Origin of the sequence: Nonomuraea sp. NPDC005730 (assembly GCF_040630865.1) — a bacterium.
In the GTDB taxonomy this organism is placed as follows: domain Bacteria; phylum Actinomycetota; class Actinomycetes; order Streptosporangiales; family Streptosporangiaceae; genus Nonomuraea.
The window spans coordinates 37,860-64,366 of the sequence record NZ_JBEXYK010000052.1; the positions used below are offsets into that span (position 1 = coordinate 37,860).

Consider the following 26,507-nt stretch of genomic DNA (forward strand, 5'->3'; position numbering starts at 1 on the left):
GGACGAGCGGGTGGTGCGCATCACCGTGACAAGGACCATGCTGTTCGCCGCCGGCCGACCAAGACTCACATGGCCGTCGAGATGCCGGCACGGCTGCAGACCGGCCACGGAGATCACCAAGACCGGCGACATCCGAGCCACCCCTCGTCGACAACCTGGACAGCCAGGCACGAGGACATCGGCAAGCCGGCCCGCGAGCAGTACGCCGCGCGCAACGGGACGGCGCCGACGGGGCCGGGCCCACCACCACGCCACCTCGACCGAGCTGTTCTACATCCTGGACGGCAGGGCGCGCGTCCTGGCAGGCGCGGAGATCGTGACCTTGGAGGCGGGCGACGTGGCGTCCGTCCTCCCGTTGACGGCCCATGCCTTCGCCGCGGCCACCGGCTGCACAGCCGACCTTCTCGTCATCGTCGCCCCTGGCATTCAGCGCCGCCAGGCGTCCTGACCCGATCAGCATTGAAGGAGATTTCTTGATGTCCGCAAAGGTGCCATCTCGTACCACTGTCGGTGCCGTTCTCGCTTTCGTCGGCGCCCTGTTCATCGGCTATGTCGGGGTGAGTTATCTGCTGGCTCCTCAATCCATGGCGCCCAACTTCGGCCTGCCAAGCTGGCCGCATGGCGAGGGTGCGGGATTCCTTGCCGTCAAGGGAGTCCGGGATCTGGCGTCCGGCCTGGTGATTCTCGCGGTCCTGATGACCGGCAACCGCCGGGTCCTGGGGTGGGTGATGCTGGCCGCGGCGCTCACACCGATCGGCGACATGTTCATCGTGCTGCTCTCCGGTGGAGACCCCGTAACCGCCTTCGGCGTGCACGGCACCACCGCCGCGGCGGTCGTCCTCGCCGGCGGCCTGTTGCTCAGCGGTTCCCGAACCGGGTCACCGCAACCCGTCGCCTGACGGGCCGGCCCCACCCGCGTGGCGTTCCCCGCGTTTGGCGCGGGCTGCGGGGTGGCGTCATGCGACGATCTTGGCGACCAGGCGGACGAGGGTGTCGCGAGCGTTGTCCGCGCCGTCCTGTCCCATGATCATGTGAACGAGCTGCGGCGTGGCGTACCACCATCCGGCCAGGGCGATCACGGCGTGGAGCAGTTCGCTGGGCGCGAAGTCCGCGTTCAGGGCGCCCGCCTTCTGGGCGGCGGCGAGCGCTGCCAGCTTGGAGGCGTAGTGGGCGCCGCGCTGCTCCCCCGCCGCGATGGGGCCGGCGGCGCGGTGCAGCCCCTCCCAGTGCAGCAGGCGGATGAACTGCGGATGCTCACGGTGGTAGTCGTACACGCGGCCGGCGTACTCCGGCAGGTCGCCGGCCAGGGCCTCGTCCAGCGGCACGGCCTCGGCGAGCTGTTTCAGCGCCCAGGTCAGCACGGCGGCGAACAGTTGCTCCTTGTTGCCGAAGTACTGGTAGATGCGCTCCTTGTTGACGCCCGCGGCGGCGGCCACCCGATCCAGCCGGGCCGCCTCCGGGCCGTGGTCGGCGAACTCCCGCACCGCCGCGTCCAGCAGGAGCTGCCGCGTCCTCTCCGTGTTCCAGGCCATGGCCGAATCATAGCCGAAAATCCAACTGGACAGTTGGAGTCTGAGGTGCCATTATCCAACCAGTGAGTTGGAAATGCACTTCGAAAGGCTTGATCATGACTCCCGCTCCCTCCGTTCACCAGCGCGCCGCGATCACCTGGCTGTCGGTCTATTCGATGATCATGCTGGTCCAGATGGCGATGGGACCCGTCCTCGCACCGCTGCCGCTTCCGCTGCGGACCCTGGTGCTCACCGGAATCGTGGTCCCCGCCGTGGTGTACGCCGTCGTCCCCGGCCTCCTGCGCGTCCACACCCGCTTTCACCGGCGCCCCCGCTGACGTCCCGTACTCGCGTGCGCGACGGTGAGGCCCTGGCATGGACGGCGAGCGAGCGCAGATCGTCGAGCGGGGCGTGCTGACCGCCACGGATGAGGCGTGGGACGGCGATGCGCCAGGCGGAGGTGATCGGCGCGCTCAGCCCTGTGAGAACAGCGTGACCAGATCGTTCCGCACGCCGTCGTCCAGGGTGTGGCCGAAGGCCCGGGACAGTTTGTCGACGAGGTTACGGGCACGCGCCTCGCGTTGCCGGAGCACGGCGCCGACATCGGCGAGAGGCGGCCCTGGGACCTCCGTCGTCTCGTCCAGCGGGACGATCTCGTAGGAGTTGCCGATCGAGCCGTTTCCGAGCGGGAACCAGAACAGCTGGATGATCGAGCTGTCGCCGGCCGGTTCCTCGCCCCCGGAGCTGCCGAACGTGATGGCGGCGCCGTCGTACCACCAGTCGGTGTCGGCGGGAATGGGCACCGTCATCACGTTCGGGGTGGTGAGCGTGCTCCCGCCTCCCGGAGGGGCGACGATGACACCGCCCTCCACGACGAACCACTGCCCGAGCAGGTTGATCCGCCCCTGCGCCCAGGACGGCTTGGTGTTCGGCCAGGTGATCTGCATGACGGCGAATCCGTCGGTGGTGGCCTTCACGTGGGTGGCCGTCGTGGTGGGGGCCGCGAGGGCCACGACGGGGCCGAGCATGGTGACCTGCCCGCCCGCCGCGTCGAGCCCGCCGGTCAGTGTGGCCACGCCGCTGACGGTGAGCGGCCCGCTGACGTTCGCCGCACTCATGCCCGCCCCGGCCAGCACCGTCTGCCCGCTGACGCCGAGCGCGCCGGTGGAGGTGAGGCTGCTCGCCGTGACATCACCGGCGAGGAGCGTGCCGGTGGTCGTCGTACCGGAGAGGGTGGCCGCACCGGTGATCGTCGCGCTCCCCGCCGTGAGGGACGTGGCGACGAGATCGGGATCCTGTACGGCGACCGTCGTCGACATCGCCGCCGTCAGGGGCGCCCCGGTCGGCCCGACCACGTCGACGACGACCGTGAAGACCGTGTCGCAGAACAGCCGGCGCGAGGTCCAACTGCTGTTCCGCAACTCCTCGACGGTCCCCTGGCCCGCCGCGCTGGAGTAGTAGACGGTGAACGCCTTCTGCGTGTCGACGACCGAACAGTTCCAGATGAGGGTCACCGAGTCGCCGTAGCCGACCTGCGACACCGGCACCAGCGAGCCGTCCTGTTCCGTCGTGGCGGTCAGCCCGTTGAAGTAGAACCCGTACGGGAAGGTCGTGACCTGGATGTCGGTGGAGGCGTCGTTCCAGGGAGGCTGCGCCCCCGTCTCCTCCAGGATCGAGATCGTGGTCGTGCCCGCCTCCGGCACGGTCTTCATCTCGTAGAGCTGGAGGTAGACCGACCCGCCCGGAGCGATCGGCACGGTCGCGCCGGCGGCCGGCACCAGCCGGTAGTTCGCGGCGACCTCTCCCACGAACGGGCCCAGGACCATCCAGTTCGCGGTGTCGGAGATCATGTTCTGGACCCCGTCCATGCTGGGCGTGATGTCGGTGCCCGCCGAGCCGAGCCACAGCGTGATGACGATGGCGGCGACGTTCACCGTTTCGCTCGTCTGGTTGGAGATGACGAACTCCAGCGACGCCTGGTGCCGCGGGTCGTCGGGGTCGCTGACCACCAGCGGCGCCGGATTCGTCTGCAGGGCGTAGGTCAGCAGCGTCGAGGGGTCGTCCTCGGCGTTGATCCAGACGTTGGGCTTGGGGATCGGTGGCATGAAGGTCTCCTTGCTGTCGGTTCACCGGCCGGGACGCGGCCGTCGGTGCTCCTGGTCGCCCAGCGCCGCGGACAGTTGCAGGAGCCCGCGGCGCAACACCGGCGCGACGGTCGGCAGCCGGGCCGTGGTGTCGTTCGGGCCGGTCGCGTAGCCGGTCCAGGTGCCGGCGTCGTTCTCGGTCCACGACCAGGTGCCGGTCTTCTCCTTGGGGACCGGCATGAGGACGGTGGTCACCCCGGCCGCGGAGATCGTCCGGTCGGTCAGTCCCCCGTTGACGCGGAAGGTCACGTCCATGGCGGCCAGGGCGTCGGTCACGAACCGCGGCGGCAGGGCCAGGCGGGCCGTCGGCAGCAGGCCCGTGGTGGCGTGGACGGCGGCCCGCGGGTCGACCAGCATCGACACGTACGCCGCTGTCGTGCTGTCGAAGGGCAGGTAGACGTAGTTGCCGTCCACGCCGATCGGGGTGAGGTACGACGAGGGCGTCCGCACGGCCTGCTGGACGACGTTGAAGTGCGTGTAGTCGTCGCCGGTGAAGTAGCCGATCAGCCCGTCGCCGAGGCGGGCGAGGTCGCCCAGCTCGATCGGGAACTCGTAGCCGGTGACGACGGGCGGCGCGGGGTCGAAGGTGTACTGCCAGCTCGGGTCGGCGTAGGGCGGGCCGTCCAGCTCGAACCGCAGCCGGGCGCGGACCATCGCGATGGGCCGTCCCATCAGTACGGCGAGATCGTGGTCGAACACGGCCCCCATCGGCGCCGTCGTCCACAGGGTCTCGTCCACGGCCCCCAGGAAGGCGGTGAACGTCGCGGGCTCCTGCCGCTTCAGCGCCAGCAGGAACGGCCCGAAGTGCGGGATGGCGCGGGCGATCTGGTGGAGGGTCGTGTAGGGGCTGCCGGGCAGCGCCACCCAGTCGACCTCAGGCTGGTCCGACAGGTCGTAGCCGACGGACATCTCGCCCAGCGCCGTGCCTGTCGCGTCGTAGGCGATCAGTGAGGCGTCCAGGTGGTTGGGCAGCACCCAGCCGCACACCGGATCAGCCTCGGGGCCGTGCCTCGTCCTGTCGTCCGTCGCCGGCGACAGGGTGAAGTCCAGGCGCGCCGGCTGGAGCAGGGCGGGCGGCAGCTGGACGTAGCTGGCCGAGTCGTCGGTCACGCACTGGTGGCCGAAGATCTCGGTCACGTACGCCATGCCCTGCTGTGCGATCAGGTCGGCGGTGACCTGCGCGGTGAGTTCGGTGGGGCTGACGTAGGCGGTCTGCAGGGGTGAGCCGTTCCAGGCCAGCATGGACTGCGGCGCGAAGCCCACCCCTGTCGCGGTGAGGGTGAAGGCCGCCGACCCGGCCACGGCCGACGGCGGGTCGAGCGTGCCGATCGCCGGGCCGGCCGAGACGGTGAGGACCGCCTGCGGCGAGGTCACGCCGTCCGACTCGACGGTGACGTCGAAGGCGCCCGGCTCCATGACGAAGGTGGCGGGCACCGAGCAGACGATCTCGTCTTCGCCGTTGACCGTGGCGGTGAGCGGGGTGCCGTCCCATCGGACGACGCTGTCGGTTCCGAAGCCCGACCCGTTGACGGTGACGGGGATCCGCGCGGAGGGCGCCATGCCGGCCTGGATCAGGTCCGGCGACAACCCGGTGATGACCGGCCCCGAAGCGTCGGCGGGCGACGGGGCCTCCGCCGGCCCGTCCGTGATCGTGAACAGCACCTGCTCGGAGGTGTACACGGGCAGCAGGTCGTCCGGGCGGTAGACGATCTCCGTACCCTTCGGCAGGCCCCCGATCGGCCACAGGGCCTGGCCCCATTCGTCGACCAGCACCAGGTTGTCGAAGGCGAACTGACCGGCGCGCCAGGGCTGGAAGAGGCTCGCCGGGACGCCGTCCGACGGGATCAGCGGCAGGTACGGCGGATACTCGTCGGCGCCGCCGATGAGGACCGGCAGCGGCGGATCCGTGGCCGGCGCGGCGCTCCCCGGCCCCAGGAACACCCCGGGCATCCCCAGCCGGATCTGCTCGTTGAAGCCGTCGAGCGACTGCGACAGCAGGTCCCAGCTGTCCTGGGTCCGGACGAAGCCGAGCAGCGCCTCGAACTCCTCGGCCTCCTGCGGGTCGAGCGTGGGATCGTCGCGCAGGAACGCCTGGATGCGCGACTCCATGGTGAGCGAGGCGGTCGAACTGAGCTGGATGAGGCCGGACAGCGTCCTCGGCTGCTCGACGCTCTGCGGTGTGCCGTTCCACACGTAGGCGCCGTCCTGGAGGGTCCAGTTGGGCGCGTCCGGGGTGCCGTACGCGATCGGGTGGTAGGTGGCCTCCCACATCAGCAGCAGCGGGTGCCACGGGTTCCGGGTCCAGGTCAGCACCCCGCCCTCGGGGTAGACGCCGGTGTAGCTCGCCGGGTCCCCCATGGCGGCCAGCACCTCGGCCGGGGTGCTGCCGGGGATGACCGCGCTGATCGCCGTCGCGTTGGCCGGGTCGGTGAGGAAGAACTCGGTCACGAGGCTCGCCACCAGGTCGTCCGTCCAGGGGGCGCCGCTCACCCCGGACAGGCCGGGCTGCGCGATGGTCAGGCCCTGGGTCGACGCCGAGACGGTCGTGCCGCCGCAGGCGAAGGCCGTGACGAGCTGCGAGGGGAAACGGCACGGCGCTGGGCCGCCGGTGCCGACGATGCCGGCGGCGCCGGCGCCGCTGATCAGCACCACCGGGTTGTTGGGCAGGTGGAAGGGGGCGGCGGACGTCCGCTTCAGCACCCGGCAGGCGGGCAGGTCCCGCAGGGCGGAGAATGCGGCGATCGCCTGCTGGAGCGCCTCCGGGGTGGCGCCGTCCGGCACGAGGGCGGCCAGCGCCTGCACCGTCCGCAGCTGGGCCGCCGTCCGCTGTCCGACGCTCCCCGGTACGGCGGGGTCGATCAGCGATGCCAGAGCCGTCTGGTCCTGGAGTCCCGGGACGCTGGTCTTGCCGGTGTAGAGCCAGGGCTGGCTGACGTACTTCCACCAGGCCGTGTAGAGCAGGGTCTGGAGCGCGGCCAGCTCGCGCAGCGCGGCGTCGAGCGCTTTCTGGTCGGCGCGCAGGTTCGCCAGCCACTCCGACTCCCGGGCCCTCTCCCCGGGTGAGAGGGTCTCGGTGCTGCCGGGCTCGTCGACGATCGTCCAGTCGTAGCCGCCGTTGAACCGCTGGAAGAAACCGGCCTGGAGCCTTTCGGCGAGGATCGCGGCGCCGTCCGGTTCGTCGAGCACGTCGAGCAGCCCGAGCTGGAACGCCTCCAGCAGGTCGGCGTCGACCGAGGTGTCGGCCAGCGCCTGGGCCTGCGTGGCCACCAGGGCGGTCAGCGCCTCCACCGACGTGTTGCCCACGCTGACGGCGATCGGCGTGGTCCCGCCGGGCGTTCCTCCTGGCGGGAGTTGTCCGGTCTGCCAGGTGACGTCGCAGACGGATCCGGTCAGGAAGGTCGTCCGGGTGGTCAGGGTGGGGTCCGTGCCGGGCTGCAACGTCCAGCCCAGCGCGTCGAGCCGCGCGGCGAAGTCCTTTGCGTCCACGCCCGCCAGCGGGTCGTCCCCCGCGTCGGAGAACCAGCCGAGCACCTGGTAGCTCAGCGTGTCGTCCGGCCCGTCGGCCAGCACGTCCACGAAGGAGAAGACGTTGTTGTTGTGGGGCTGGTAGAAGGCGAAGGCGGGATTGCCCGGCGCGACCGCCGTCAGGTGCAGGCTGTCACCGCTCTCCGTCCAGGTGCCCAGCTCGACGTTGCGGCCGATACGGACGGCCTCCGGCAGGTTCTGCTGCTCGCTGACGTAGAACGAGGCCAGGCCGGCGACCGTCCCCGAGGGCGGCGGCGTCTTCCAGACGAAGTCGCTCTCGATGATCCACGCCGTCGCCTGCCGGCTCGTCGCCGCGCCGTTCATGCGGACGACCAGCCAGCGGTTGGGTACGGGCGGATAGGTGGTGAGTCCGGTGACCGGGTCGTGCGCGCCCCGGGTGAGCGCGTCCGGCATGCGCCATTTGAGGTAGACGCCGTCGTAGAAGTCCGTCGTCGGCACGCCGGACTCCGTGAGGCCGGTCCGGGTGAAGTAGAGGTCGTTGCCGCCGATGACCGGCTGGCCGCTCACGCACTCCTGGAGGGCGCCGTACTGCATCTGTGTCCGCATGAACGCCTTGCAGGACGTGGGATCGCGATCCAGGCGTACGTCGTCGTTGACCACGAGGGCCTCGACCGTCAGGGGCACGAGAAGGGGTACGGCGTCGCTCATGAGTTCCTCGGCGTCGGGAAGTCCTGCGATTTCGGAGCCTGCACGACCTGGAGCCCGTAGGCCCCCGAGCCGAAGCCGGTGGTGACCGTCAGGGTGAAGCCGGCCGTCCCCGCGACGACGGTGGCGGGTTCGAGCAGGCCGATGACGGGCTGGGGCGTGATGACGCCGAACGGCAGGGCGTTGGAGGCGACGCCGCCGGACACCACGGTGACGGCCGGTTGCCCACCCGCCGTCAGCAGGTCTGCCGGCACGGTGGCCGTGACCTGCTCGCCGTCGTGCCACGTCGTGACCAGGGCGGTGCCGTCCCAGTGGACGGCCGCGTCGGTGCCGAAGTTGACGCCGTCTACCGTCAGGGTCAGCCCGGCGCCTCCGGCGAGGGCGACGGCGGGGCTGAGCAGGCCCAGGGTGGGGTCGGGCCCCGTGACGGTGAAGACGGCCGGTGGGGACGGCTGCCCGTCCGCGCCGGCCGTGACCGACGCGATGCCCTCGGTGGCGACGAGGTCCTTCGGCACGGCCGCCGCCAGGAGCGTGCCGTCGGCGACGATCCGGGTGACGAGTGGCGAGCCGTTCCACTGCACGGTGGTGCCGGAGGTGAAGCCCGAGCCCTGGACGGTCAGGGTGAAGCCCGATGAGCCGGCCGGTCGCAGGGATGGTTCCAGGCCGTCGATCGCCGGGCCGGTGCCGGCCACGGTGAAGGTGGCCGGGTTCGAGGTCGCGTCGCCCGAGGTGACGGTCACGGTGGCGGTACCGGGAGAGGCGAGGTCCGGTGCGGGGACGGCGGCCGTCACCTCCATGACGCTGACCACCTGGGTGGTGAGCGCGTCGCCGTTCCACCGCACGACGGCGTCGGCGCCGAAGCCGCGCCCCAGCACCGTCAGCTTGAGCGGGCCGCTCCCCGCGCCGGTCAGGGCGGGCTCCAGCTCGTCCACCGCCAGCGCGGCGTCGATGGTGAAGGTCACGGGCGCCGAGGTGGCGCCGCCGGTCGTGGCCGTCACGGCGGCGGTCCCGGCGGTGGCCACCAGGGTGGCGTCCACGGTGGCCCGCAGCTGACCGCCGCTGACGGTCGTGGCCAGCGGGGCGCCGTTCCACTGCACGACGGCGTCGGCGGCGAAGGGCAGGACCCCGGCCGCGGTTTCGAGCCGCGCGGCGAGGTCCGCGGTCTGGATCACGCCGCCGACCGCGCCGTCGGCCGGTGCCCGCAGCACCGGCGCCAGGGGCACCGGTGCGGCGTTGGTGATCTGCGCCCCGGTCGCGGCGGGCAGGGTGAGGCAGCGCGGGTAGATCTCCTCGTCCTCGGCGCCGAAACGCAGCCCCTTGTACGGCTCGCTCAGCCGGACCACGTCGGGCACCCCCTGGAACAACGACAGGCGGACCGCCGGTGACAGGCAGTCGTCGCGGATCACCGGCAGCGGCGCCCCGCCCATGCTCGGGCTGACCACGAGGGACGGCCAGCCGGCGACGAGCTGGGAGCGGATCAGCATGCCGGTCACGCCGGGGCCGTCGCCCTCGGCCTGGACCGCGCCTCCCGACAATCGCACCCGGTGCCGCGCCACGGCCTGCCGCAGGTACGGCCAGGAGGACGACAGGAGGGCCACGTCCGCCGAGCCGTGCACGGCCAGGCTGAGCGCGCCCGCGACAGCGGTGTCGATCCAGCCCTGGTCGACGTAGAAGAAGCGGACCGACTCCGCCGGCAACATGCGCGGATCGGGCACCAGGTGCGAGAACGGCACCGGGCGCAGCAGGCTGAGTTCGGCGAGCCATTTGGCGATCGACTCCAGGACCTCGTGGAGGTTGTCCGTCACCGCGTCGGCGGCGCCCGGCAGGGCCAGCACGTCCCGCGGGTGGAGGGCCCTGCGGCGGCCCGCCGGCACCGGCCGCCGCCGTACGGGCCCCGAGGGCCGGTCGCCGTCGTGCACCGACTCCAGCACCCGCGTCCACGTACGTCCCAGGCCGTCGCCGATCAGGGACGAGAACCGCGGGCGGGTCGCCTTGGGCGCGGCCAGCGGGGTCAGGTCGTCGTACCGGGAGAAGTGGCCGAAGGTCAGGCGTTGCGAGAGCCTGCCCAGCGCCGCATGGGCCGCCCGGCGGTAGCCGTTGACCGTCTGGGCGAACGCGCTGTCGGCCAGGGCCAGCTGGCGGCCGATGTTCCACGCCGCCGCGTAGCTGAGGTCGAACAGCCCCTCGTCCGCCAGGTAGATCATCAGGGCGTCGGCGCTGGTGGCGTCGCGCGGCTCGACCGCCGGGTCGCCCACCGGCGGCAGCTCCTGCGTGACGAACGGGGTGAAGGGCCCCCGGTACCAGGCGTAGCTCGTCTCACCGGTCCCGGCGACGAAGGTCAGGGGCGCGTAGCCGAGTCCCAGCCGTTCGTACACGACCGGGTCGACGCCCAGGACGAAGGGGGCAGGCAGGGACAGGGAGGGGGTGGCCGCCTGGCTGTCGATGAGTCCCCGCGTCAGCTGGGTGAAGCTCTCGCCGGTCTGCGGCTGGGAGACGAACGTCCAGCCGGTCAGCGACACCAGCCGGACGTCCTTCGGCCCGCTGCCGTCCTGCCGCTGCGGGACGGGGGTGCCGCCGGGGCCGAGGTAGGCGGCGTACCCCTCCAGGGAGACCAGGTGGGCGTGGTGACGCAATGGCGCGGGGGCGCCCTGCCGGGTGTCGGCGACCGCCAGCCGGTTCGCCACCAGCACCGACGACATCACCTCGCCTTCGGCGGCCGACGGCACCGCCCGGCAGTGCGCCAGATAGGGCAGGTCGCCGGTCTGGGGGGCGGCCGCGGTGAAGGCGTCTCCGGTGACGGTGATGGTCTGGCACTGCGAGGCCAGGGTGGTGTCCGACAACCAGCCCTGGGGGAACGCGGGTTTGAGCACGTCCGGGTCCTCGGCCGTCAGCTCCCCCACCGTGCAGGTCGACACCGGGTTGTTCGTGCCCTCCTGGAGGCGGATCTCCCCCTCGGCGAAGACCAGCAGCGCCATCCACGGCGTGTCGCCGGCCGCGTCGCCCGGGACGAGGCTGCGCTCCCACGGCAGGCAGGGATCGGTGAGCACGACGAAGGGAAGCGTCTGACCGTAGACGCCGCAGGACCCGGCCGGCGGATGGACGGTCCGGACGACGCCCCGGTCGATGACGAACTCCGGCGCCTGGACGACGAACTCCTGCTGGATGTCGTACGTGGGCGTCGAGCCGTCGCCGGAGACGACGTGCTTCACCTCGACGTGGTAGGTGTCGGCCGGCAACGACGGCACGTAGCCGTCGAAGAACTGGATCGTGCCGGGCTCGCTGACGGTCGGCATGAGGCTTGCTTTCTCCAGACCTGGTCGCATGAGTGGCATCAGCCGACCAGCAGAGGCTCGGCGGCGAACAGGCGGCCGGCCTTGCCGGCGAAGGACGTCATCGGGTCGTCGGGCGTGTCAGGGCCGTAGCCGAGGATGTCGAGGCCGGTCAGGATGGAGGCGCGCGCGGTGCGTACCGGGTCCGAGGCGATGCCGGAGGCGGCGTCGGCGATCCGGCTGATCGTGTTCCCGCCGTTCGCCGGGGTGGGGCCCGCCGGTTGCGCCGAGCCGCTGAGCGGCAGCTGCGCGTCCGGGAGGGCGAGGTCGACCGAGGCCAGGGCGAGCCCGACGTCGACCGGTCCCGCGGTGGCGCCCGTCCGCGGCGGCCGCACGACGATCGCCAGACCCGTGATCTGGTCCGGTACGAGCTGGGCGCCGCCTGCCGGCACGCCCCCGTTCTGGGGCGGCGCCCCCCACAGCGAGGCGGGTACGGCCGCGCGGAGCGGCGCGACGTCGAAGGCGGCGGATCTGTCGTCGCCCGCCTGGTCGGTCAGGGTGACGGTCAGGGCGGAGGAGACGCCGGTCCATCCCAGCGGGTAGACGTCGAACGTGTCGCCGCTGAAGGCGTGGGCGGAGCCGACCCCGGCCGTGGTCACCGGGACGGGGGTGGTCACGGTGAAGCCGAACGTGCCACCGCGTACCGGCCATGACGTGTCGTCGCCCGAGCCGGGCCCCGAGGCGCCCGTCGGGATCATGCCGGAGGTGGGCGTGGCCGACAGGATGTTGGGCCCGGCCTGGTCGCGGGTGTCGGGGAGCATCGCCTCGACGTCGCTCCAGCCCTTGATCCGCCGGCCGTCCTGCCTGGCGGAGCCGAAGGGGACGGTGAAGGAGATGACGGTCCAGTCGACGGTGACCGTGCCGCCGGTCGGCGGTCCCCAGAACTCCAGGTCGCAGCCCAGCTCCACCGAGACGGTCGCCGAGGTGACCAGCAGGTTCATCTTGTACGAGGCGCCGATCGTGATCCCGATGCCGGCGTCGAACCAGAACGGCTTCCACCGTACGACGATGTCGGCGTGGGCGTCGAACCACGCCTTGAGGCTGCCGGACTGGTAGGTGGCGTCGAGCCGGCCGCCGACCATCATGGCGGCCGGGGTCAGGGCGAGGTAGGCGTCGCCGCTGATGGAGATGGTCGAGTCCATCGCCCAGTGGAAGCCCACCGGCGGTACGGCGGGATAGTGGGCGGGCCGCTGGAATCCGGGGTTGTAGCCCCCGAGTGTCACCACGAAGTCGCCGGCGTGGGGGTTGTCGCCGTACCAGATGAAGAAGGCGAAGCCGCCGGTCAGGACGCAGGCGGGGTCGAGCAGGAAGGAGCTGCGGGCCAGCACGGCCTGGGCCGAGAACACACCTTCGCCGGGCGCGAACCGGACGTCGAGGTCCAGCTCGACACTGGCGTAGCATGGCTCGCCCGCCGTCCCCGTCGGCTGCGGGAACGACGCCCGCGCGTCGCCCACCAGCGAGATGACCAGCTCCTGCCCGGTCTCGACGAAGAGCATGGCCTGGGAGTTGACGAGTTCGTAGCTGGTGAAGGTGATTCCCGCGCCGAACCACAGCGCCCCGGCCTCGTCGCTCACCCACGGCGGCTGCGGCTTCCTGATGACGTCGAGCACCGTGGCGGGCGTCGGGTTGGGGCCGAAGAGCCCGGGCTTGGCGGCGGTCGAACCCGGCAGTACCTGGACGAAGGGAAAGACCTGGACCTCGTCGATGGCCGGCAGGCGCAGGGCGGAGTTGTAGCCGAAGCCGAGCGCCGCGCCCGTGACGAAGAACGCGGGCGGGCCGCCGATGGCGTAGCTCAGGTCGCCGAAGACGAACATCGACGAGAAGCCCGACGCGTTGCCGTAGTAGCCGAAGGCCTCCAGGGTCAGCCCGCTCGCCGAGACGATGAGCCCGCCTTCGATGTCGACGGCGTCGCTGCCCGGCGGCTCCATGTTGATCAGGGTGCCGGCGATCTCCAGCGGCGGCGTGCTGTAGGCCACCCCGAGGCCCTGGAGGCAGAACTGCGGGGCGAAGCTGGTCAGGGGCGAGCCGACGCCGAGCCCGTCGAGGTTGAGCGTCAGCGGGCCGAAGGCCAGCGTGGCGTCCAGTTCGAACCACAGGGCCTGCTGGCTCGACTGGTACAGGACGCCGATGCGGTTGATCGACACGGGCCCGAAGCTGCGCTGGACGGCGAACCAGGTGGTCCCGTCCGCCGCCGGAGCCGGCGCGTACGCCTGGGGCCGGCTCGGACCGCCCATGGCGACGTCGATCGGCAGCGCGTCGTCGCCGATCCGCAGGACGGCCGAGATCAGCAGGGTCCCCGCCACGCCCTGGGCCGGGAGGAGCGGGTAGTCCCCGCCGAGATCCTGGATCAGGTTGTTGACCGCGCTCGGGTCGGCGATCGGGGCGCTGGCGGCCAGGACCTTGAGGGCGCCGATCGAGACGTTCTCGACGCGGGCGAGTTCGTCGCCGACCAGCGGCAGGTCCGACAGGCTGAAACTCCGGCCGCCGGCCAGGCAGAAGGTCCAGACGCGGGTCCGGCCGGTCTTGAGCGTGACGAACGCGGCCTCGCCGTAGGTTCGCGACTGCGCTCCGAAGGCCATGCTGTCGTCGGTGAAGTGGTAGACCAGCGTGGCCCCCGTGAGCCCCAGGTCGAGGTCGGGCGGGACGGCCGGCATGGACGTCCAGCCGAAGGCGGCGGCGACGTCGGCGAACCCGAGCGGTTCCCCCTGGTCGATCCAGGAGGCGGTCATCCTGCTGCCGGCGGCGCCGAGGTCGATCTCGACGTCGAAGAACTCCTCGCCGATCTGCAGCGCGCCCACCAGCTGGTACGTCTTCTGCCCGCCGGTCGAGGAGATGACCGCGGTGACGGTGACGTTCAGCGGCCCGGTGTCGAGGCCGAGGCTGAACAGCCCCTGCGCCGTGCCGTAGATCTGCCAGTCGGAGCCGTCGCCGCCCTTGGCGAAGCTCATGCCGAAGTCGTCGAACTGGATGCCCTGCAGGCAGTCCGGCAGGTCGACGGTGTTGCCCGAGATCCCGTCCACCAGGTCCTTCAGCGTGACCGTGCCGGTGAAACCGGCCACGATCCCGAGATCGCCGGCCGTGTCGGCGGTCAGCTCGAAGTCGAACACGCCCTGGAAGACGTCCGGGAAGATCTGCGCGGTGGCGCCGAAGCCGGCCAGCACCATCGGGGAGGCGTCGAACGGCGACATGACCGAGCAGTTGAGCGTCATGTTCTCCAGCGTGAAGTCCCCCAGCGTCCAGGACGACGTCGTGCCGATCCCGCCGGTGATGTCCAGGACCGCGGGCGTCTCGACGTTGAAGGTCGCGCCGAGGCCGGTCAGCCCGACGGAGGAGAAGACCTCCGTCAGCGCCGAGGGGATCGACTGCGTGAAGTCGACGTTGCCGATCAGCTTGATGATCTCGTCGGGCGTGATGGGCTTGCCCGTCGCCGTCATGGTGAGGCAGAGGTTCGGCGATCCCTCGATCAGCGCGGCCTGGAAGGTGCTGAACGGCTGCCCGCCGACGTTGAGCGTCGAGGCGAAGGAGAGCCAGTAGGCCAGGAACCCGTTCTCGTCGGGCTCGCTGGTCACCAGGACCGTCGGCAGCGACAGGTCGAAGGACGTGTCCGCGGTGATGGGCGCGTCGATGGTGCCGGTCAGCGCCACGGCCGGCAGGTCGGTCGTGGGGTCGATCGTGCCGCACAGGACGACCGTGCCGGTGGGTTCGAGGCTGTCGATCAGCCCCGGCAGGAGGGCGGCGGGGCCGTCGAGCCCGAGGTACGCGGCCACGTTCAGTCCCTTGGCGAGGGTGAGGGCGGGCGCCCCCGGCTGCCAGGCGTAGGTGGTCTGGGCGGCCGTGGTCACCAGGAACGCTGGCTGGGTCAGGGTCATGCTGGTGAACGGCTGAGTCTCCAGCGCCTGGAAGCTGGTGCCGAAGGTCCAGTCCGCGGGCAGGGTGGCGACGATCAGGGCGTCGACCGTGCCGCCGGTCTCCAGGGTGAAGACCACCAGCGCCGGAACCGAGGTCACCCCCAGGAAGGCGGCCGTGCCCGAGAGGCTGAGCTGGTCTCCCTCGGGCGCCGGGACCTGGCCGGTGAAGGCGACGGACAGGCCGGACGTCACGTTCAGGCTGGTCCGGATCGTGGCGTCGAAGCCGGCCGCCGGGGTCAGCCCGGCCGCCGTCAGGGTGGATTCCGCGACGGTGACGGCGCCGTTCCCGTCGGCCTGGGACTGGAGGACGGTCTGCAGGTCCTGGAGACTCATTCGGCGGCCGCTAAATGTCGATCATCAGAGGCAGATGGTCACTGGTGCTGAACGGCAGACCGGCGTAGTCCCAGCTCTGGAAGATCTGCTCCAGGAATGCGGCGCCACCGGTGTTCGGCTGAATTCCTCCGGCTCCCAGGAGTGCCGGTGGGCATCTGGTGAGCATTTTGGAGGGAAAGTGGCTGGGAAAGGGCAGCCCTCCCGTCAGTTCCGCCGTGACTCCCTGCGGCGCCGGCGGAAACAGGTTGTACGGCGTTCCGGTGTAGGTGTTGACGACGGTCAGGTTGGCGGCGGCGCCCGCGCCTCCATAAGCCGTCAGGATGTTGTCGATGGCTCCGGTGTCGCTGATCCCCAAGTACGAGCTGCCCATGTAACCGAAGCGCGGATAGACATTGTGCTGCGGATCCGCCGCCACCCCCGAGTCGTTGTACGGCATCGCCGCGTTGGCCGGGAGCAGGTGCGTCATGCAGTACGGTTTGCGGCTCGGGACGGGGTTGCCCGCGTGCGCCACCCGCGCGTCGAGTTCCAGCGTGTAGATGCCGCCCGAGCCGGTGAGAAGGGCCGTGAAGGCGTCGGCGGCGGGCTCGAACGTGTCCACGTTGAAGTCGCCGAGCAGGACGTTGACCTCGCCCGCGTTGACGGCGGCGATCTCGGGGACGAGCGCCATCCGCTTGACCCCGGCCCGCGCCGTGTCCGGGGAGGTGTGGACGGCGAAGAGGTTGATGGTGCGATTGCCGGCCACGTCGAGGAAGCGGGTGTAGAACGGCGCCCGGCAGCCGTCATTGGGGAACTGCAGGCGGTTGGGCGGCATCGGGGGCGGCGTCGGCGAGGGGATCGGCCGGACGGTGCCGGCGGTGTAGTACTGCCATTCGCCGGCCAGCTGGTTCTCGGCGATCGGCTGAGGGGTCCCCGGGAACGTGGTCGTCCGTCCCAGGGTCGCCGTCCTGGCGAGCCAGGGGGCGGGGTAGGGGGTCAGCTTCTGGGAGGTTGCCAGGGTGACCGGCTGGCTCTGCCCGACGACGGTGCCCGGCGGGCCGTAGAGCTCGTAGAAGAGGTTCGGGCCGGTGAACTGGAGCATGTTGGCGTTGTAGAGGACGGCCACGGCCTCCTGCCGGCCGAGCCCGCCGATGTTGATCGGCGGGACGAGGCACCAGTCGGTCCCGTTGCCGAGGGTGGCGTCCGCGCGGATCTGGCCCAGCAACCGCAGGACGGCCTTTCCCGCGTTGCTGCTCGGGTTCAGCGCGATGCCTTCGGCGTCGACGTCGGTGATACGCGAGAAGACCTCGACGACGACGATGAGGTCGGGGATGGGGCCGCCGGTGGGGCCGCGCATGACTTTGGTGACGATATAGCTTTGCCGGGCGGCGGACTCGTTCGTCGTGGTGACGGTCGTCGGGTCGGAGATCTTGGGCAGGGAGAAATTGCTGAGGTTCCAATAAAGGATGCGGATCACGACGGCACCTTCCCGCCCATCGGCCGTGGCGAGCCCTGGCGGTCACAGTACTTCGTGATGCGTCGGCGGCGGCGTACGCCATTCCCGGGCGGGCGGGTCAAATGCTCACCACCCGCTTTTACCCGCCCGCGGAATTGCGACCGTGAACCCAGCGGTTCCCGGCGCCCACAGGCGGCCTACCCCGTGCCGGAGCGCCCGCGTCCGGAGGGGCCCGCTAACATCGGGGTCCCCCGGTCCCGCCTCGCGGATGCCCCACTGCGACGGACGCCCGGCCGACCCGCCACGGAGCCCGCGTGCCCACGATCGACCCCCGACGTCTCCTCATCCTCCGCGCCTTCGTGCTGTCCGACTCTGTCACCGCGACCGCGGCGGCGCTGCACCTGACGCCGTCCGCGGTGTCGCAGCAGCTCGCGGCGCTCGAGCGCGAGGTCGGTCACGCGCTCGTCATACGCTCGGGGCGCAAGCTGGTGCTCACTCCGGCCGGGCGCATCCTCGCCGGGCACGCCGAGGAGATCAGCTCACGGCTGAAGATCGCCGAGGCTGACCTGGCCGCGCACGCGGGCGGTGTCCTCGGGCAGCTCCGGATCGGCGCCTTCCCCACGGCGATCAGCTGGTTGGTGGCACCCGCCATCGTCGAGCTGCGCCGTCAGGCCCCGGGTGTCGACGTCACCGTCGTCGACGCGGAGGCGCACATGAGCCACCGGATGCTGATGCGGGGCGACATCGACGTGACCGTCAGCATGGAGTACGAGTCCGACCCCGAGCGCGACTCCCCCGACATCGTGAAGTTCCCGCTCTACATCGAGCGGTTCAAGGTCGTCCTCCCCCAGACGCACCCGCTGGCCGGCGAGGAGGGCATCGGGCTCACCCAGCTCACCGACGAGGGCTGGATCATGCCCTCGCCCGGTAACCCGTGCCGCACGATGGTGCTGCAGGCGTGCGCGGAGCTCGGCTTCCACCCGCCGATCACCCACGTCTCGGACGACTACCGCGCCGCGCTGGCGCTGGTCGCGGCCGAGTCGGGGATCTGCCTGGTGCCGGAGTCCGCGCTCTCCGCCCGCGACGCCGAGTGGGTGACGATCCTGCCGACGCGCGGCATCGCGCCGCTGCGCAAGGTGATCATGACGACGCGGCGCGACAACCAGGGCCACCCCGTCGTACGCGCGGGGCTGGAGGCGATGCGGGCCGCCGTGTCCGAGCCGGACTCGGAGGTCTACGGCCCGCTCGCGCGCTCCGACACCTTCAGCGTCGAGTGACGGCTCCGGCCGGCGGCGCGTTCTCGCGGAGGAAGGCGTCGACGTGCCGGTGGTACTCCTCCGGCTTGTCGCGGCGCACGCAGTGATGGGCGCCCTCGATCACGACGACGTCGAAGCCGGGCGCGACGGCCGTGAGGCGCTCACGGGAATGCTTGTCCACGATGACGTCGCCGGTGCCGGTGACGAGCAGCGCCGGCACGCCGGCCGGGCCGACCGTGATCTGCCGCGCGGTCGGCGTCCAGATCCGGCGCTTCTCGTGGACCCGCTGCTGCATGTAGTCGATGTCGACGGCCTTCATCGCCTCGGCGAGCGGGCGCAGCTCCTGCTCCGCCCAGTGGGGCTTGAGCTCGCGCTGCATGTCCACGAGTTCCTCGACCGACGCCGTGTCGGCGTAGTCGAAGGGGTCCTTGGTGGTCTGCTCGACGCTGAGCCACGGGTTGGGACCGGCCTCCGGGACCCACCACGGCGGGTCCTCCAGCACCACGCCGGCCACGAGGTGCGGGGCGTCGGCGGCGACGAAGGCGGCGATCCGCGCGCCCATGGAGTGTCCGACGACGAGCGTCCTGCGCCCGGTCTCGTCGAGCATGTCCTTGAGGATGTCGATCGCGTCCTGCACCATCACGTCGGTGGACGGAACGCCCTCGTGCTCGGGCAGGCGGCCGGGCGACTTCCCGTGGCCCCGCGCGTCCGGCGCGACGATGTGGTAGTCGCCGCCCCAGCGGTCGACGGCGTCACCGTAGCAGGCGCCGGACTCCACGGCGCCGTGGAGGATGAGAATGGCAGGCGCATCTGCTGCGTCCCGCCCATACTCTCGGACGAACAGGTCTGTTCCCACGTGTCCTCATTCACTGCTCTGTCGCGCCGGCCCCCGGCCGGCTCACGACGGGGTTGTCGTTCGGTGGATCATGGTCTTGATCGTGGCACGCCTCTTCGGCGTCGCGCAACGCTCCCGCAGGTCAGATCAGCAGCTCGCCTCCGGCGTCGCCTCGACCAGCGCGCGCGTGCAGGGATGCCGCGGGGAGCGGAAGATCTCGTCGGACGAGCCGGTCTCGACGATACGGCCGCGCTGCATGACGGCGACGCGGTCGCTGTAGAGCCGGATCACCGCCAGGTCGTGGCTGACGTGGAGGAACGAGATCCCCTGGTCGCGCTGAAGGTCGGCCAGCAGGTTGAGGATCTGGGCACGCACCGACACGTCGAGCGCCGAGGTCGGCTCGTCGGCGATGATCAGATCCGGCTTGAGGGCGAGCGCGCGTGCCACGGCGACGCGCTGGAGCTGCCCGCCGGACGCCTCGTGCGGGTAGCGCCCCAGGTAGTCGGCGCCGAGGCCGACCGACTCCAGCAGCGCGACCAGTTCGGCGGTCGACGTCGTCTCGCCGTGCGCGCGGAAGACGTTCTCCAGCGTCTGCCGCACGGTCTGCAGCGGGTTCAGCGACGCCAGCGGGTCCTGGAAGACCATGGCGACGTTGCGCCGCAGCCGCCGCAGTCCTCGCCGGCCGAGGCGGGCGACGTCCTGCCCGTCCGTACGGACGGTGCCGGACGTCGGCACCACCAGGCCGTTGGCCATCCGCGCCAGCGTGGACTTGCCCGAGCCGGACTCGCCGACCAGGCCGAGCGCCTCGCCCCGCTCGACATGGAGCGAGACGCCGTCCACGGCGAGGAAGCCCTTGCGGCCTCGGCCGAGGCCACCGGCGGTGCGGTAGCGCTTGCTGACGTCGGTCATCTCCAGGATCGGCTCGCTCACCGGGTGACCTCCTGCGGTTCGGGGAGACGATCGAGGTGGCAGGCCGCGAGGTGCACGCCGCCGTCCTCGTTGGTCGGGCGGACGGTGGGCAGCGGTACCTCCACGACGCAGCGTGCGCCGACCTGGTCGGCGAAGCCGCAGCGCGGCGCGAAGGCGCAACCCGGTCCGGCGTCGCGCAGCGACGTGGGCGTGCCGGGGATGGCGCGCAGCCGGGTCCGCTCCCCACCGATGTCGAGCCGGGCGTCCAGCCGCGGCGTGGCCGCCCGGAGGCCGGCGGTGTACGGGTGGGCGGGCTGATCGAAGATGTCGCGGAGGCTGCCGTACTCGGCCTGGCGACCGGCGTACAGCACGAGGACGTCGTCCGCCGCACTCGCCACCACCCCGAAGTCGTGGCTGATCAGGAGCATCGCCATGCCGTACTCCTGCTGGAGCCCGCGGAGCAGGGCCAGGATCTGCGCCTGCACCGTCACGTCGAGCGCGGTGGTCGGCTCGTCGGCGATGAGCAGAGCCGGCCGGTTCACCAGGGCCATCGCGATCACCGCGCGTTGCCGCATGCCGCCCGAGAACTCGTGCGGGAAGCGGCGTACGGCGTCCGCGGGCTCGGGGATGCCGACCCGGTCGAGCATCTCGACCGCACGGGCCCGCGCAGCGCGACGGGTGACCGACGGGTCGTGCAGGCGGACCGCCTGGGCGATGTGCGCGCCGATGTCGAGGTACGGGCTGAGCGCGGACATCGAGTCCTGGAACACCATGGCCACCTCGGAGCCGCGGGCCCGGCGCAGCTCACGTTCGTCGGCGGAGAGCATCTCCCGGCCGGCGACGACGATCCGGCCCCGGGCGCTCGCCCCGCGCGGCAGGAGCCGCATGATCGCCCGGCCGGTGATCGTCTTGCCCGACCCCGACTCGCCGACCACGGCGAGCGTGCGGCCGCCGTCCAGCCTCACGGAGAGGTCCCGCACGACATCGGCGGTGACGCCGCCGCCGGTGAACGAGACGCACAGGTCCTCGACCTGGAGTACGGGGTCAGGCACGGCGGATCCTCGGATCGAGAAGCGGCATCAGCAGGTCGGCGATCAGATTGCCGACGATGATGAGGAAGGCGGAGAAGAGCGTCACCCCGACGACGATGCTCAGGTCGGACTCGTTCACGCCGGACAACAGCAGGTCGCCGAGCCCGTGCAGGCTGAACACCTTCTCCGCGATCACCGAGCCGCCCAGGAGCGCGGTGACGTCGAGCGCGAACATCGCCACGACCGGCACCATCACGCCGCGGACGGCGTGCCGGTTCACCCGCCGGGCCGACGCGCCACGCGCGGTCATCGCGACGAGGTGGTCGGCCGAGAGTTCGTTGAGCAGCTGGGTGCGGGTGACCCGGATGTAGCCGGCGGCGAGGATGAACGACAGCACCATCCACGGGCCGATCAGGTGCCAGGCCCATTCCGCCGGTGACTCCGAGAACGGCACGAAGCCGGAGTACGGCAGCACGTTGAGCATGAAGCCGAAGACCTGGACGACGAGCAGGCCGACGAGGAAGGTCGGGACCGACAACCCGAACATCGCGAAGCCGATCGAGAACCGGTCGACCACCCCGCCCTTGCGTATCGCCGACAACGCGCCGAGGCCGATGCCCACGACGAGGCACAGGACGGCCGCGCCCAACGCGAGCGACAACGTGACGGGCAGCCGCTCGGCGATGAGCGTCGTGACGTCGCTGCGGTTCGGGAACGAGTAGCCGAAGCAGGGCGCCTGGCAGTGCACCTGCTGGGCGCCTTCGCCGTACGTACGGCCGGCGAAGAGGCCCTTCACGAACTCGGCGTACTGCCACACCGGGCTCTGGTCGGTCTGCATGTAGGCGCTGACCTTGGCCCGGGTCTCGGGCGGGCACGGCTTGCCGCACATGGCGCGGGCCGGGTCCTTCGAGGCCCCGAAGAAGAGGGCTATCGTCACGAAGGCGATCGCGAGGAGCATGAACACCGCGGTGGCCATGCGGCGGGCAATGTAGACGATCATGCAGCATCCTCCATGCGCACGTCGAGGACGTCGCGCAGCGCGTCACCGGCGAGCGTGGCGCCGAAAACGATCAGGAACACCACGGCGCCCGGGAAGAGCATGTACCAGACGTCCGCACCGCTGTAGATCCACGGCAGCGAGTCCGAAAGCAGTTTGCCGAGGTCGGGCACGTCGCCACGCATGCCGACGCCGAGGAACGACAGTCCCGCGACCACGCTGACGTTGCCGGGCAGTGACATCGCGAACAGGACGACGACCAGGCCGAAGAGGTGCGGCAGCATCTCCCTGCGGATGATCTGCCAGGGCGCGGCCCCGCTCGCGCGCGCCGCCTCGACGAAGGCGCGGGCGTTGAGGGCGCCGGCCTGGGCGCCGATGATCCGGGCCGGAACGGTCCAGCCGAAGAAGGCCAGCACCAGCACGAGGACCAGGCCCCGCGGCATCTCCGGCGGCACGATCGCCATGATCGCGATGACGAACATCAGGCCCGGGAAGCCGAACATGAAGTCGATCACCCGCCCCGCGACGGCGTTGAGCCAGCCGCCGAAGTACCCGATCGCCGTACCGAGGACGGCGGCGAAGGCGATCGACAGGATGCTCGCCCCGAACGCGATGAACAGCGACGAGCGGATGCCGTAGACGATCTGGGCGAACAGGTCGACGCCCGTCACCGGGACGACGCCGAGCCAGTGGTCGGCGCTGACGCCACCGAAGGCGCCCAGCGGACGGCCGCCGTCCGGGTCGAGCAGGTCGGTGTGCAGGGTGTTCGGGTCCTGCCCCTCCATCCGCACCAGCAGCGGGGCGCAGAGCCCCGCGACGAGCGGCACGACCAGCATGACCAGGCCGGCCACGCCGGACCGCTTCCGGAGGAAGCGGCCGAGGACCGAGGTGCCCCGGCCCTCCGCCTGCTGGATCTCAGCGATCGACACCGACGACCAACTCGTTCGCGAACGGCGGGTAGGCGGGGATGAAGTAGTTCATGATCTTCGAGCCGGCCAGGGCCTGCGTGCGCTGCACGAGGATCGGCACGACCGGGGCGTGCTCCATGATCTGCTTGTCGATCGCGGCCCACATCTTGGCGGCCTTGTCGAGGTCCGGCTCCGCGATCGCGGCGTCGATCGCGGCGTCCACCTTGGGGTCGGAGAACTTCGAGGCGTTTCCGCCGCCGTTGCCGATCTCGCTCGACGCGAACAGCGGCTGGATGGTGCTCATGCCGCTCGGGAAGTCCGCTCCCCAGCCGTTCGTCGTCATGTCGTAGTCGCCGTCGGCGGACGAGACCAGCTCGGACCAGGTGTTGCTGTCCAGGCCCTTGAGCTCGACCTTGACGCCGACCCGCGCCAGCGAGTTCTTGATGCTCTGGGCTTCCTTCTCCTCGATCGCGCTCACGTCGGTCGGATAGGTCAGCGTGAGCTTCAGGTCGGAGACACCGGCGGCGGCGAGCAGTTCCTTCGCCTTGTCGACGTCGCCGGTGTCACCGCCGTCGTACAGGTTGTACTCGGTGTGGCCGGGGATGCCGGGCGTCATGATGGTCGAGGTGATCTGGCCGCCGAACTTCGGGCCGCCGTACACGCTCTGCACCTCGGCCTTGTTGACCGCGTAGTTGATCGCCTGCCGTACGCGGACGTCGGACAGGCCCGGGCGCTTGACGTTCATGGCGAGGTAGCGGAAGTAGCCCGACGGGCTGTTGGCCATGCGGTCGGAGATCGACGGGTCGGACTGGATCCGCTGGAACTGCGACGGCGAGATGAGCGCGTTGCTGATGGCGGTCCGGTCCTCGCCCTTGTCGTCGATGAGGCGCTGCACGATCGTGTCGTTGTTCAGGCCCATGTCAAGGACGATCTTGTCCGGGCCGGCGAACCGCACCTGGTCGCTGTCGGCCGTCCAGTTCGGGTTGCGGTCCAGCACCGCCTGCGCCCCCTTGCGGAAACTCGTCACCTGGTACGGGCCGCTGGCGACCGGGTGCTCGCCGTACGTCTCCGGCTTGGTGTCGGCCGCGGCCGGCACCGGAGCGAAGGCCGGCATGCTGACGATCCACGGCCAGTTGCCGAACGGACGCTTCAGCCGGAAGACGATCTCGTGGTCACCGGCGACCTCGATGGAGTCGAGCTCCTTGCCGTCGTACGGGCCGTCGTAGTCGGTGCCGCCGACCAGCAGCGTCTTGTGGTAGCCAAGGCCCCCCTGGAACATCGGCGCGAACGACCGCTCGATGCCGTACTTCACGTCCTTGGCGGTGATCGGGCTGCCGTCGGAGAACTTCAAGCCCTCCTTCAACGTGAAGGTCCACGTCTTGCCGCCGTCGTCCGTCTTGCCGGTGTCGGTGGCGAGGTCCGGCACGAGGACCGTGTCCTTGTCGGGGAGCGTCCGCCACGACGTCAGCCCGCGGTGCACCCACCGCAGCCGGCTGGTCGGCACCATCTGCGCGTTGGCGGTCTCGAAGGACTCGGTCGCGCGCCGCGAGAGGTAGTGCAGGGTCCCGCCCTTGGGCACGGACTCGAGCGGCGCCGCGTTCTTGCTCTTCGCCGGCTCGGTGGACTGCGAGGTGGACTGCGAGTTCGCGTTGCAGCCCGCCGTCACGAGGGCCAGGACGAGCGCGAGCCCTGCGGGCACCACTCTCCGGGATCGATTCGCCATAGATCGCGCTTCCTGTGAAGCGGCCCCGATCGGTCGGGTCCGCTGCTGGATCTCAGGAAGGGAGTCTGTTGGCGAGCGAGAGCGCGCGTCCATCGAGGAGTTCTGCAACGGATCTTTCAGTTTTTCTGAAAGATCGTGGGAATCCGCGCGCGCGGCGTCCATGATAGTCCGGCGGTCCCGGTGGTCGGAAGACCGCGGAAGAGACGATTGCGCACTCGGGAGTGAGCACTCCGAATCTCGGCGCCTAGGCTCCCGGCTCGCTGTAGAGGGAGGTCATCCAGATGTGGGTGAGGACCTCGACGAGGGTGTCCTCGTCGTTGAAGGGTGCCACGTCGAGGGCGGCGAGATAGTAGAGGCGCTCCCCGAGCCAGGTCAGCGCCGCGCCCAGGGCGGCCGGATCCACGTCCGGCGCGGTGGCACCCCCGGTGGTGATGCGTTCGGTGGTGATGCGTTCGGTGGTGATGCGTTCGGTGGTGATGCGTTCGGTGGTGGCAGCCGTGAAGCTCGCCATCTGGTCGTGCCAGAGTGCGGTGAGCTCCGGGTCGGTGCGCCAGTTCTCCACGATGGCCCGCAGCACGGGCGCCTCCTCGCGCCACAGGCGGGCGCCGTGGCTGATGCCGTGCCGTACGGAGGCCCGCCGCTGGTCGGGTTCGTCGTGCGTGAGCCAGGGCTGCGCGACCTCGTGGCCGCGGGCGATGGCGCGACGGACGAGCTCGGCCAGGACCTCGTGCTTGCTCGCGAAGTAGAAGTAGAAGCTGCCGCGCGCCACCTGGGCGGCGGCCAGGATGTCGGCCACGCTCAGCTCGTCGAAGCGCCGCTCGTCGAGGAGCCTGCGCGTGGCGGCCAGGATCACCTCGCGTAGGTCACGGTCGTCGTCCTTCGGCCGTGGGGCGCGACGGCCCGCTCTCGCCTCCATTCTGGAATTCTAGCGGCTAGACAGCTTGTCTAGACGCTATGTACAGTCCTTTCCATGAGATACACGACGTTCGGGACGAGCGGGTTGCGAGTGTCCGAGATGATCCTCGGGACGATGGGCTTCGGCGAGGACTGGGGCTGGGGCGCTCCGCTCGAGGAATGCCGCAGGATGTTCACCGCGTACGCCGAGGCGGGCGGGAACATGATCGACACGGCGAACAGGTACACCGAGGGCTCCAGCGAACGCATCGTCGGTGAACTGATCGCCAAGGAGCGCGACCGCTACGTCCTCACCACCAAGTACACGCTGTCGATGGACGGGGACGACCCCAACGCCTCCGGCAACCACCGCAAGAACCTGAGGCGATCGGTGGAGGAGAGCCTGCGGCGCCTGGGCACCGACTACCTGGACGTCCTGTGGGTGCACATCTGGGATCCCGCCACCCCGATCGAGGAGACGTTACGCGCTCTCGATGACCTGGTACGCGCGGGCAAGGTGCTCTACCTGGGCTTCTCCGACGTGCCCGCCTGGGTGATCGCGCGCGCCAACACCATCGCCGAACTGCGCGGCTGGACGCCGTTCATCGGCCTGCAGCTGTCCTACAGCCTGCTGGAGCGCGATATCGAGCGCGAGCTGCTGCCCATGGCCGAAACCCTGGGCCTGTCAGTGGCCGCGTGGGCGCCGCTGGCTCGCGGTGTGCTGTCAGGAAAGTTCACCCGCACCGACGCCGCCGCCGGGTCCAGGATCAGCCGCGACGCCGTACCCGACCACCACCTGGCGATCGCCGCCGAGGTCGACGCCGTCGCCGACGAGCTCGGCGTCTCCTCCTCGCAGGTGGCCCTCGCCTGGACCCGGGCGCACCGCACCTGGATCCATCCGATCTCCGGCGCCAGGACTCTCGACCAGCTCACCGACAACCTCGCCGCCTTCGAACTGCGGTTGCCGTCGGAGGTGGTGGACCGGCTCGACGAGGCCAGTGCCTTTCCACTCGGGTTCCCGCAGAACTTCATCCAGATGTCGCGCGAGTTCGTCTACGGCCCCTCGCTCGGCCGCTTCGACCGCCGAGTGCCGTAGGCGCTGGGCA

Annotated in this window: 18 protein-coding genes; 5 read left to right on the forward strand and 13 right to left on the reverse strand. The window is 70.8% G+C overall.

All coding sequences use genetic code 11. The features are described from left to right. Nucleotides 1-37 precede the first annotated feature (37 nt). Nucleotides 38-448 carry a cupin domain-containing protein gene (locus ABZ444_RS38510; RefSeq protein ID WP_358008325.1) on the forward strand — a complete coding sequence of 137 codons (411 nt, stop codon included), beginning with the start codon at nt 38-40 and terminating at the stop codon, nt 446-448. A 28-nt stretch (nt 449-476) separates the two neighbouring features. After that, nucleotides 477-899, forward strand: coding sequence for a DUF4267 domain-containing protein (locus tag ABZ444_RS38515; RefSeq protein WP_358008252.1), 423 nt, complete (start codon nt 477-479; stop codon nt 897-899). A gap of 57 nt (nt 900-956) precedes the next feature. Here the strand turns inward: ABZ444_RS38515 and ABZ444_RS38520 are convergent, their stop codons facing one another. Then, on the reverse strand, nt 957-1,532 hold the full coding sequence (locus ABZ444_RS38520) for a TetR family transcriptional regulator (RefSeq protein WP_358008255.1): 576 nt from the start codon (nt 1,530-1,532) through the stop codon (nt 957-959). Nucleotides 1,533-1,627: 95 nt separating this feature from the next. Here ABZ444_RS38520 and ABZ444_RS38525 point away from each other — a divergent pair, with 95 nt between their 5' ends. Continuing rightward, nucleotides 1,628-1,849 (forward strand): hypothetical protein, encoded by a 222-nt coding sequence (locus ABZ444_RS38525; RefSeq protein ID WP_358008258.1) that lies wholly within the window; start codon nt 1,628-1,630, stop codon nt 1,847-1,849. A 135-nt stretch (nt 1,850-1,984) separates the two neighbouring features. Here ABZ444_RS38525 and ABZ444_RS38530 read toward each other — a convergent pair whose 3' ends face one another. The 5 genes from ABZ444_RS38530 to ABZ444_RS38550 are packed head-to-tail and all read right to left on the reverse strand — an operon-like array spanning nt 1,985 to nt 16,869. Then, complete coding sequence (locus tag ABZ444_RS38530) at nt 1,985-3,616, reverse strand: hypothetical protein (protein WP_358008260.1); 1,632 nt, start codon at nt 3,614-3,616, stop codon at nt 1,985-1,987. A 21-nt stretch (nt 3,617-3,637) separates the two neighbouring features. Continuing rightward, nucleotides 3,638-7,849: an IPT/TIG domain-containing protein gene (locus tag ABZ444_RS38535; RefSeq protein WP_358008263.1), complete on the reverse strand. Its 4,212-nt coding sequence runs from the start codon at nt 7,847-7,849 to the stop codon at nt 3,638-3,640. Next, on the reverse strand, nt 7,846-11,139 hold the full coding sequence (locus ABZ444_RS38540) for an IPT/TIG domain-containing protein (protein WP_358008266.1): 3,294 nt from the start codon (nt 11,137-11,139) through the stop codon (nt 7,846-7,848). Before ABZ444_RS38540 ends, ABZ444_RS38535 begins: the two co-directional genes overlap by 4 nt. Before the next feature lie 38 nt (nt 11,140-11,177). Next, entirely contained in the window at nt 11,178-15,416 is a 4,239-nt protein-coding gene (locus tag ABZ444_RS38545) for a DUF6603 domain-containing protein (protein WP_358008269.1), read from the reverse strand. Between the two features lie 10 nt (nt 15,417-15,426). Further along, on the reverse strand, nt 15,427-16,869 hold the full coding sequence (locus ABZ444_RS38550; protein WP_358008272.1) for a hypothetical protein: 1,443 nt from the start codon (nt 16,867-16,869) through the stop codon (nt 15,427-15,429). A 293-nt stretch (nt 16,870-17,162) separates the two neighbouring features. Between ABZ444_RS38550 and ABZ444_RS38555 the strand changes: the two genes are divergently transcribed. Further along, entirely contained in the window at nt 17,163-18,125 is a 963-nt protein-coding gene (locus ABZ444_RS38555) for a LysR family transcriptional regulator (protein WP_358008274.1), read from the forward strand. On the opposite strand, the gene ABZ444_RS38560 is transcribed toward ABZ444_RS38555, so the two are convergent. The 7 genes from ABZ444_RS38560 to ABZ444_RS38590 all read right to left on the reverse strand — a co-directional run bounded on the left by ABZ444_RS38560 (nt 18,112) and on the right by ABZ444_RS38590 (nt 25,423). Continuing rightward, nucleotides 18,112-18,960 carry an alpha/beta fold hydrolase gene (locus ABZ444_RS38560; protein ID WP_358008277.1) on the reverse strand — a complete coding sequence of 283 codons (849 nt, stop codon included), beginning with the start codon at nt 18,958-18,960 and terminating at the stop codon, nt 18,112-18,114. The two genes, ABZ444_RS38555 and ABZ444_RS38560, sit on opposite strands and share 14 nt — an antisense overlap. A 126-nt stretch (nt 18,961-19,086) precedes the next feature. Continuing rightward, a complete protein-coding gene (locus ABZ444_RS38565) occupies nt 19,087-19,869 on the reverse strand; it encodes an ATP-binding cassette domain-containing protein (protein ID WP_358008280.1) in 783 nt (260 codons plus the stop codon). Beyond that, nucleotides 19,866-20,900, reverse strand: a complete 1,035-nt coding sequence (locus ABZ444_RS38570) for an ABC transporter ATP-binding protein (protein ID WP_358008283.1) — start codon at nt 20,898-20,900, stop codon at nt 19,866-19,868. The genes ABZ444_RS38565 and ABZ444_RS38570 overlap by 4 nt, the downstream gene beginning before the upstream one ends. Next, entirely contained in the window at nt 20,893-21,879 is a 987-nt protein-coding gene (locus ABZ444_RS38575; protein ID WP_358008286.1) for an ABC transporter permease, read from the reverse strand. The genes ABZ444_RS38570 and ABZ444_RS38575 overlap by 8 nt, the downstream gene beginning before the upstream one ends. Next, nucleotides 21,876-22,805 carry an ABC transporter permease gene (locus ABZ444_RS38580; RefSeq protein WP_358008289.1) on the reverse strand — a complete coding sequence of 310 codons (930 nt, stop codon included), beginning with the start codon at nt 22,803-22,805 and terminating at the stop codon, nt 21,876-21,878. The genes ABZ444_RS38575 and ABZ444_RS38580 overlap by 4 nt, the downstream gene beginning before the upstream one ends. Continuing rightward, nucleotides 22,792-24,507 (reverse strand): ABC transporter substrate-binding protein, encoded by a 1,716-nt coding sequence (locus ABZ444_RS38585; RefSeq protein WP_358008292.1) that lies wholly within the window; start codon nt 24,505-24,507, stop codon nt 22,792-22,794. The genes ABZ444_RS38580 and ABZ444_RS38585 overlap by 14 nt, the downstream gene beginning before the upstream one ends. Nucleotides 24,508-24,751: 244 nt before the next feature. Next, a complete protein-coding gene (locus ABZ444_RS38590) occupies nt 24,752-25,423 on the reverse strand; it encodes a helix-turn-helix domain-containing protein (protein ID WP_358008295.1) in 672 nt (223 codons plus the stop codon). Between the two features lie 54 nt (nt 25,424-25,477). Here ABZ444_RS38590 and ABZ444_RS38595 point away from each other — a divergent pair, with 54 nt between their 5' ends. Continuing rightward, nucleotides 25,478-26,497: an aldo/keto reductase gene (locus ABZ444_RS38595; protein ID WP_358008298.1), complete on the forward strand. Its 1,020-nt coding sequence runs from the start codon at nt 25,478-25,480 to the stop codon at nt 26,495-26,497. Nucleotides 26,498-26,507 lie beyond the last annotated feature (10 nt).

Coding starts and splice junctions, on each gene's coding strand:
- ABZ444_RS38530 (WP_358008260.1), bottom strand. CDS start 3,616: ATGCCACCGATCCCCAAGCCCAACGTCTGGATCAACGCCGAGGACGAC.
- ABZ444_RS38525 (WP_358008258.1), top strand. CDS start 1,628: ATGACTCCCGCTCCCTCCGTTCACCAGCGCGCCGCGATCACCTGGCTG.
- ABZ444_RS38575 (WP_358008286.1), bottom strand. CDS start 21,879: ATGATCGTCTACATTGCCCGCCGCATGGCCACCGCGGTGTTCATGCTC.
- ABZ444_RS38535 (WP_358008263.1), bottom strand. CDS start 7,849: ATGAGCGACGCCGTACCCCTTCTCGTGCCCCTGACGGTCGAGGCCCTC.
- ABZ444_RS38545 (WP_358008269.1), bottom strand. CDS start 15,416: ATGAGTCTCCAGGACCTGCAGACCGTCCTCCAGTCCCAGGCCGACGGG.
- ABZ444_RS38520 (WP_358008255.1), bottom strand. CDS start 1,532: ATGGCCTGGAACACGGAGAGGACGCGGCAGCTCCTGCTGGACGCGGCG.
- ABZ444_RS38590 (WP_358008295.1), bottom strand. CDS start 25,423: ATGGAGGCGAGAGCGGGCCGTCGCGCCCCACGGCCGAAGGACGACGAC.
- ABZ444_RS38515 (WP_358008252.1), top strand. CDS start 477: ATGTCCGCAAAGGTGCCATCTCGTACCACTGTCGGTGCCGTTCTCGCT.
- ABZ444_RS38585 (WP_358008292.1), bottom strand. CDS start 24,507: ATGGCGAATCGATCCCGGAGAGTGGTGCCCGCAGGGCTCGCGCTCGTC.
- ABZ444_RS38510 (WP_358008325.1), top strand. CDS start 38: ATGCTGTTCGCCGCCGGCCGACCAAGACTCACATGGCCGTCGAGATGC.
- ABZ444_RS38595 (WP_358008298.1), top strand. CDS start 25,478: ATGAGATACACGACGTTCGGGACGAGCGGGTTGCGAGTGTCCGAGATG.
- ABZ444_RS38540 (WP_358008266.1), bottom strand. CDS start 11,139: ATGCCGACCGTCAGCGAGCCCGGCACGATCCAGTTCTTCGACGGCTAC.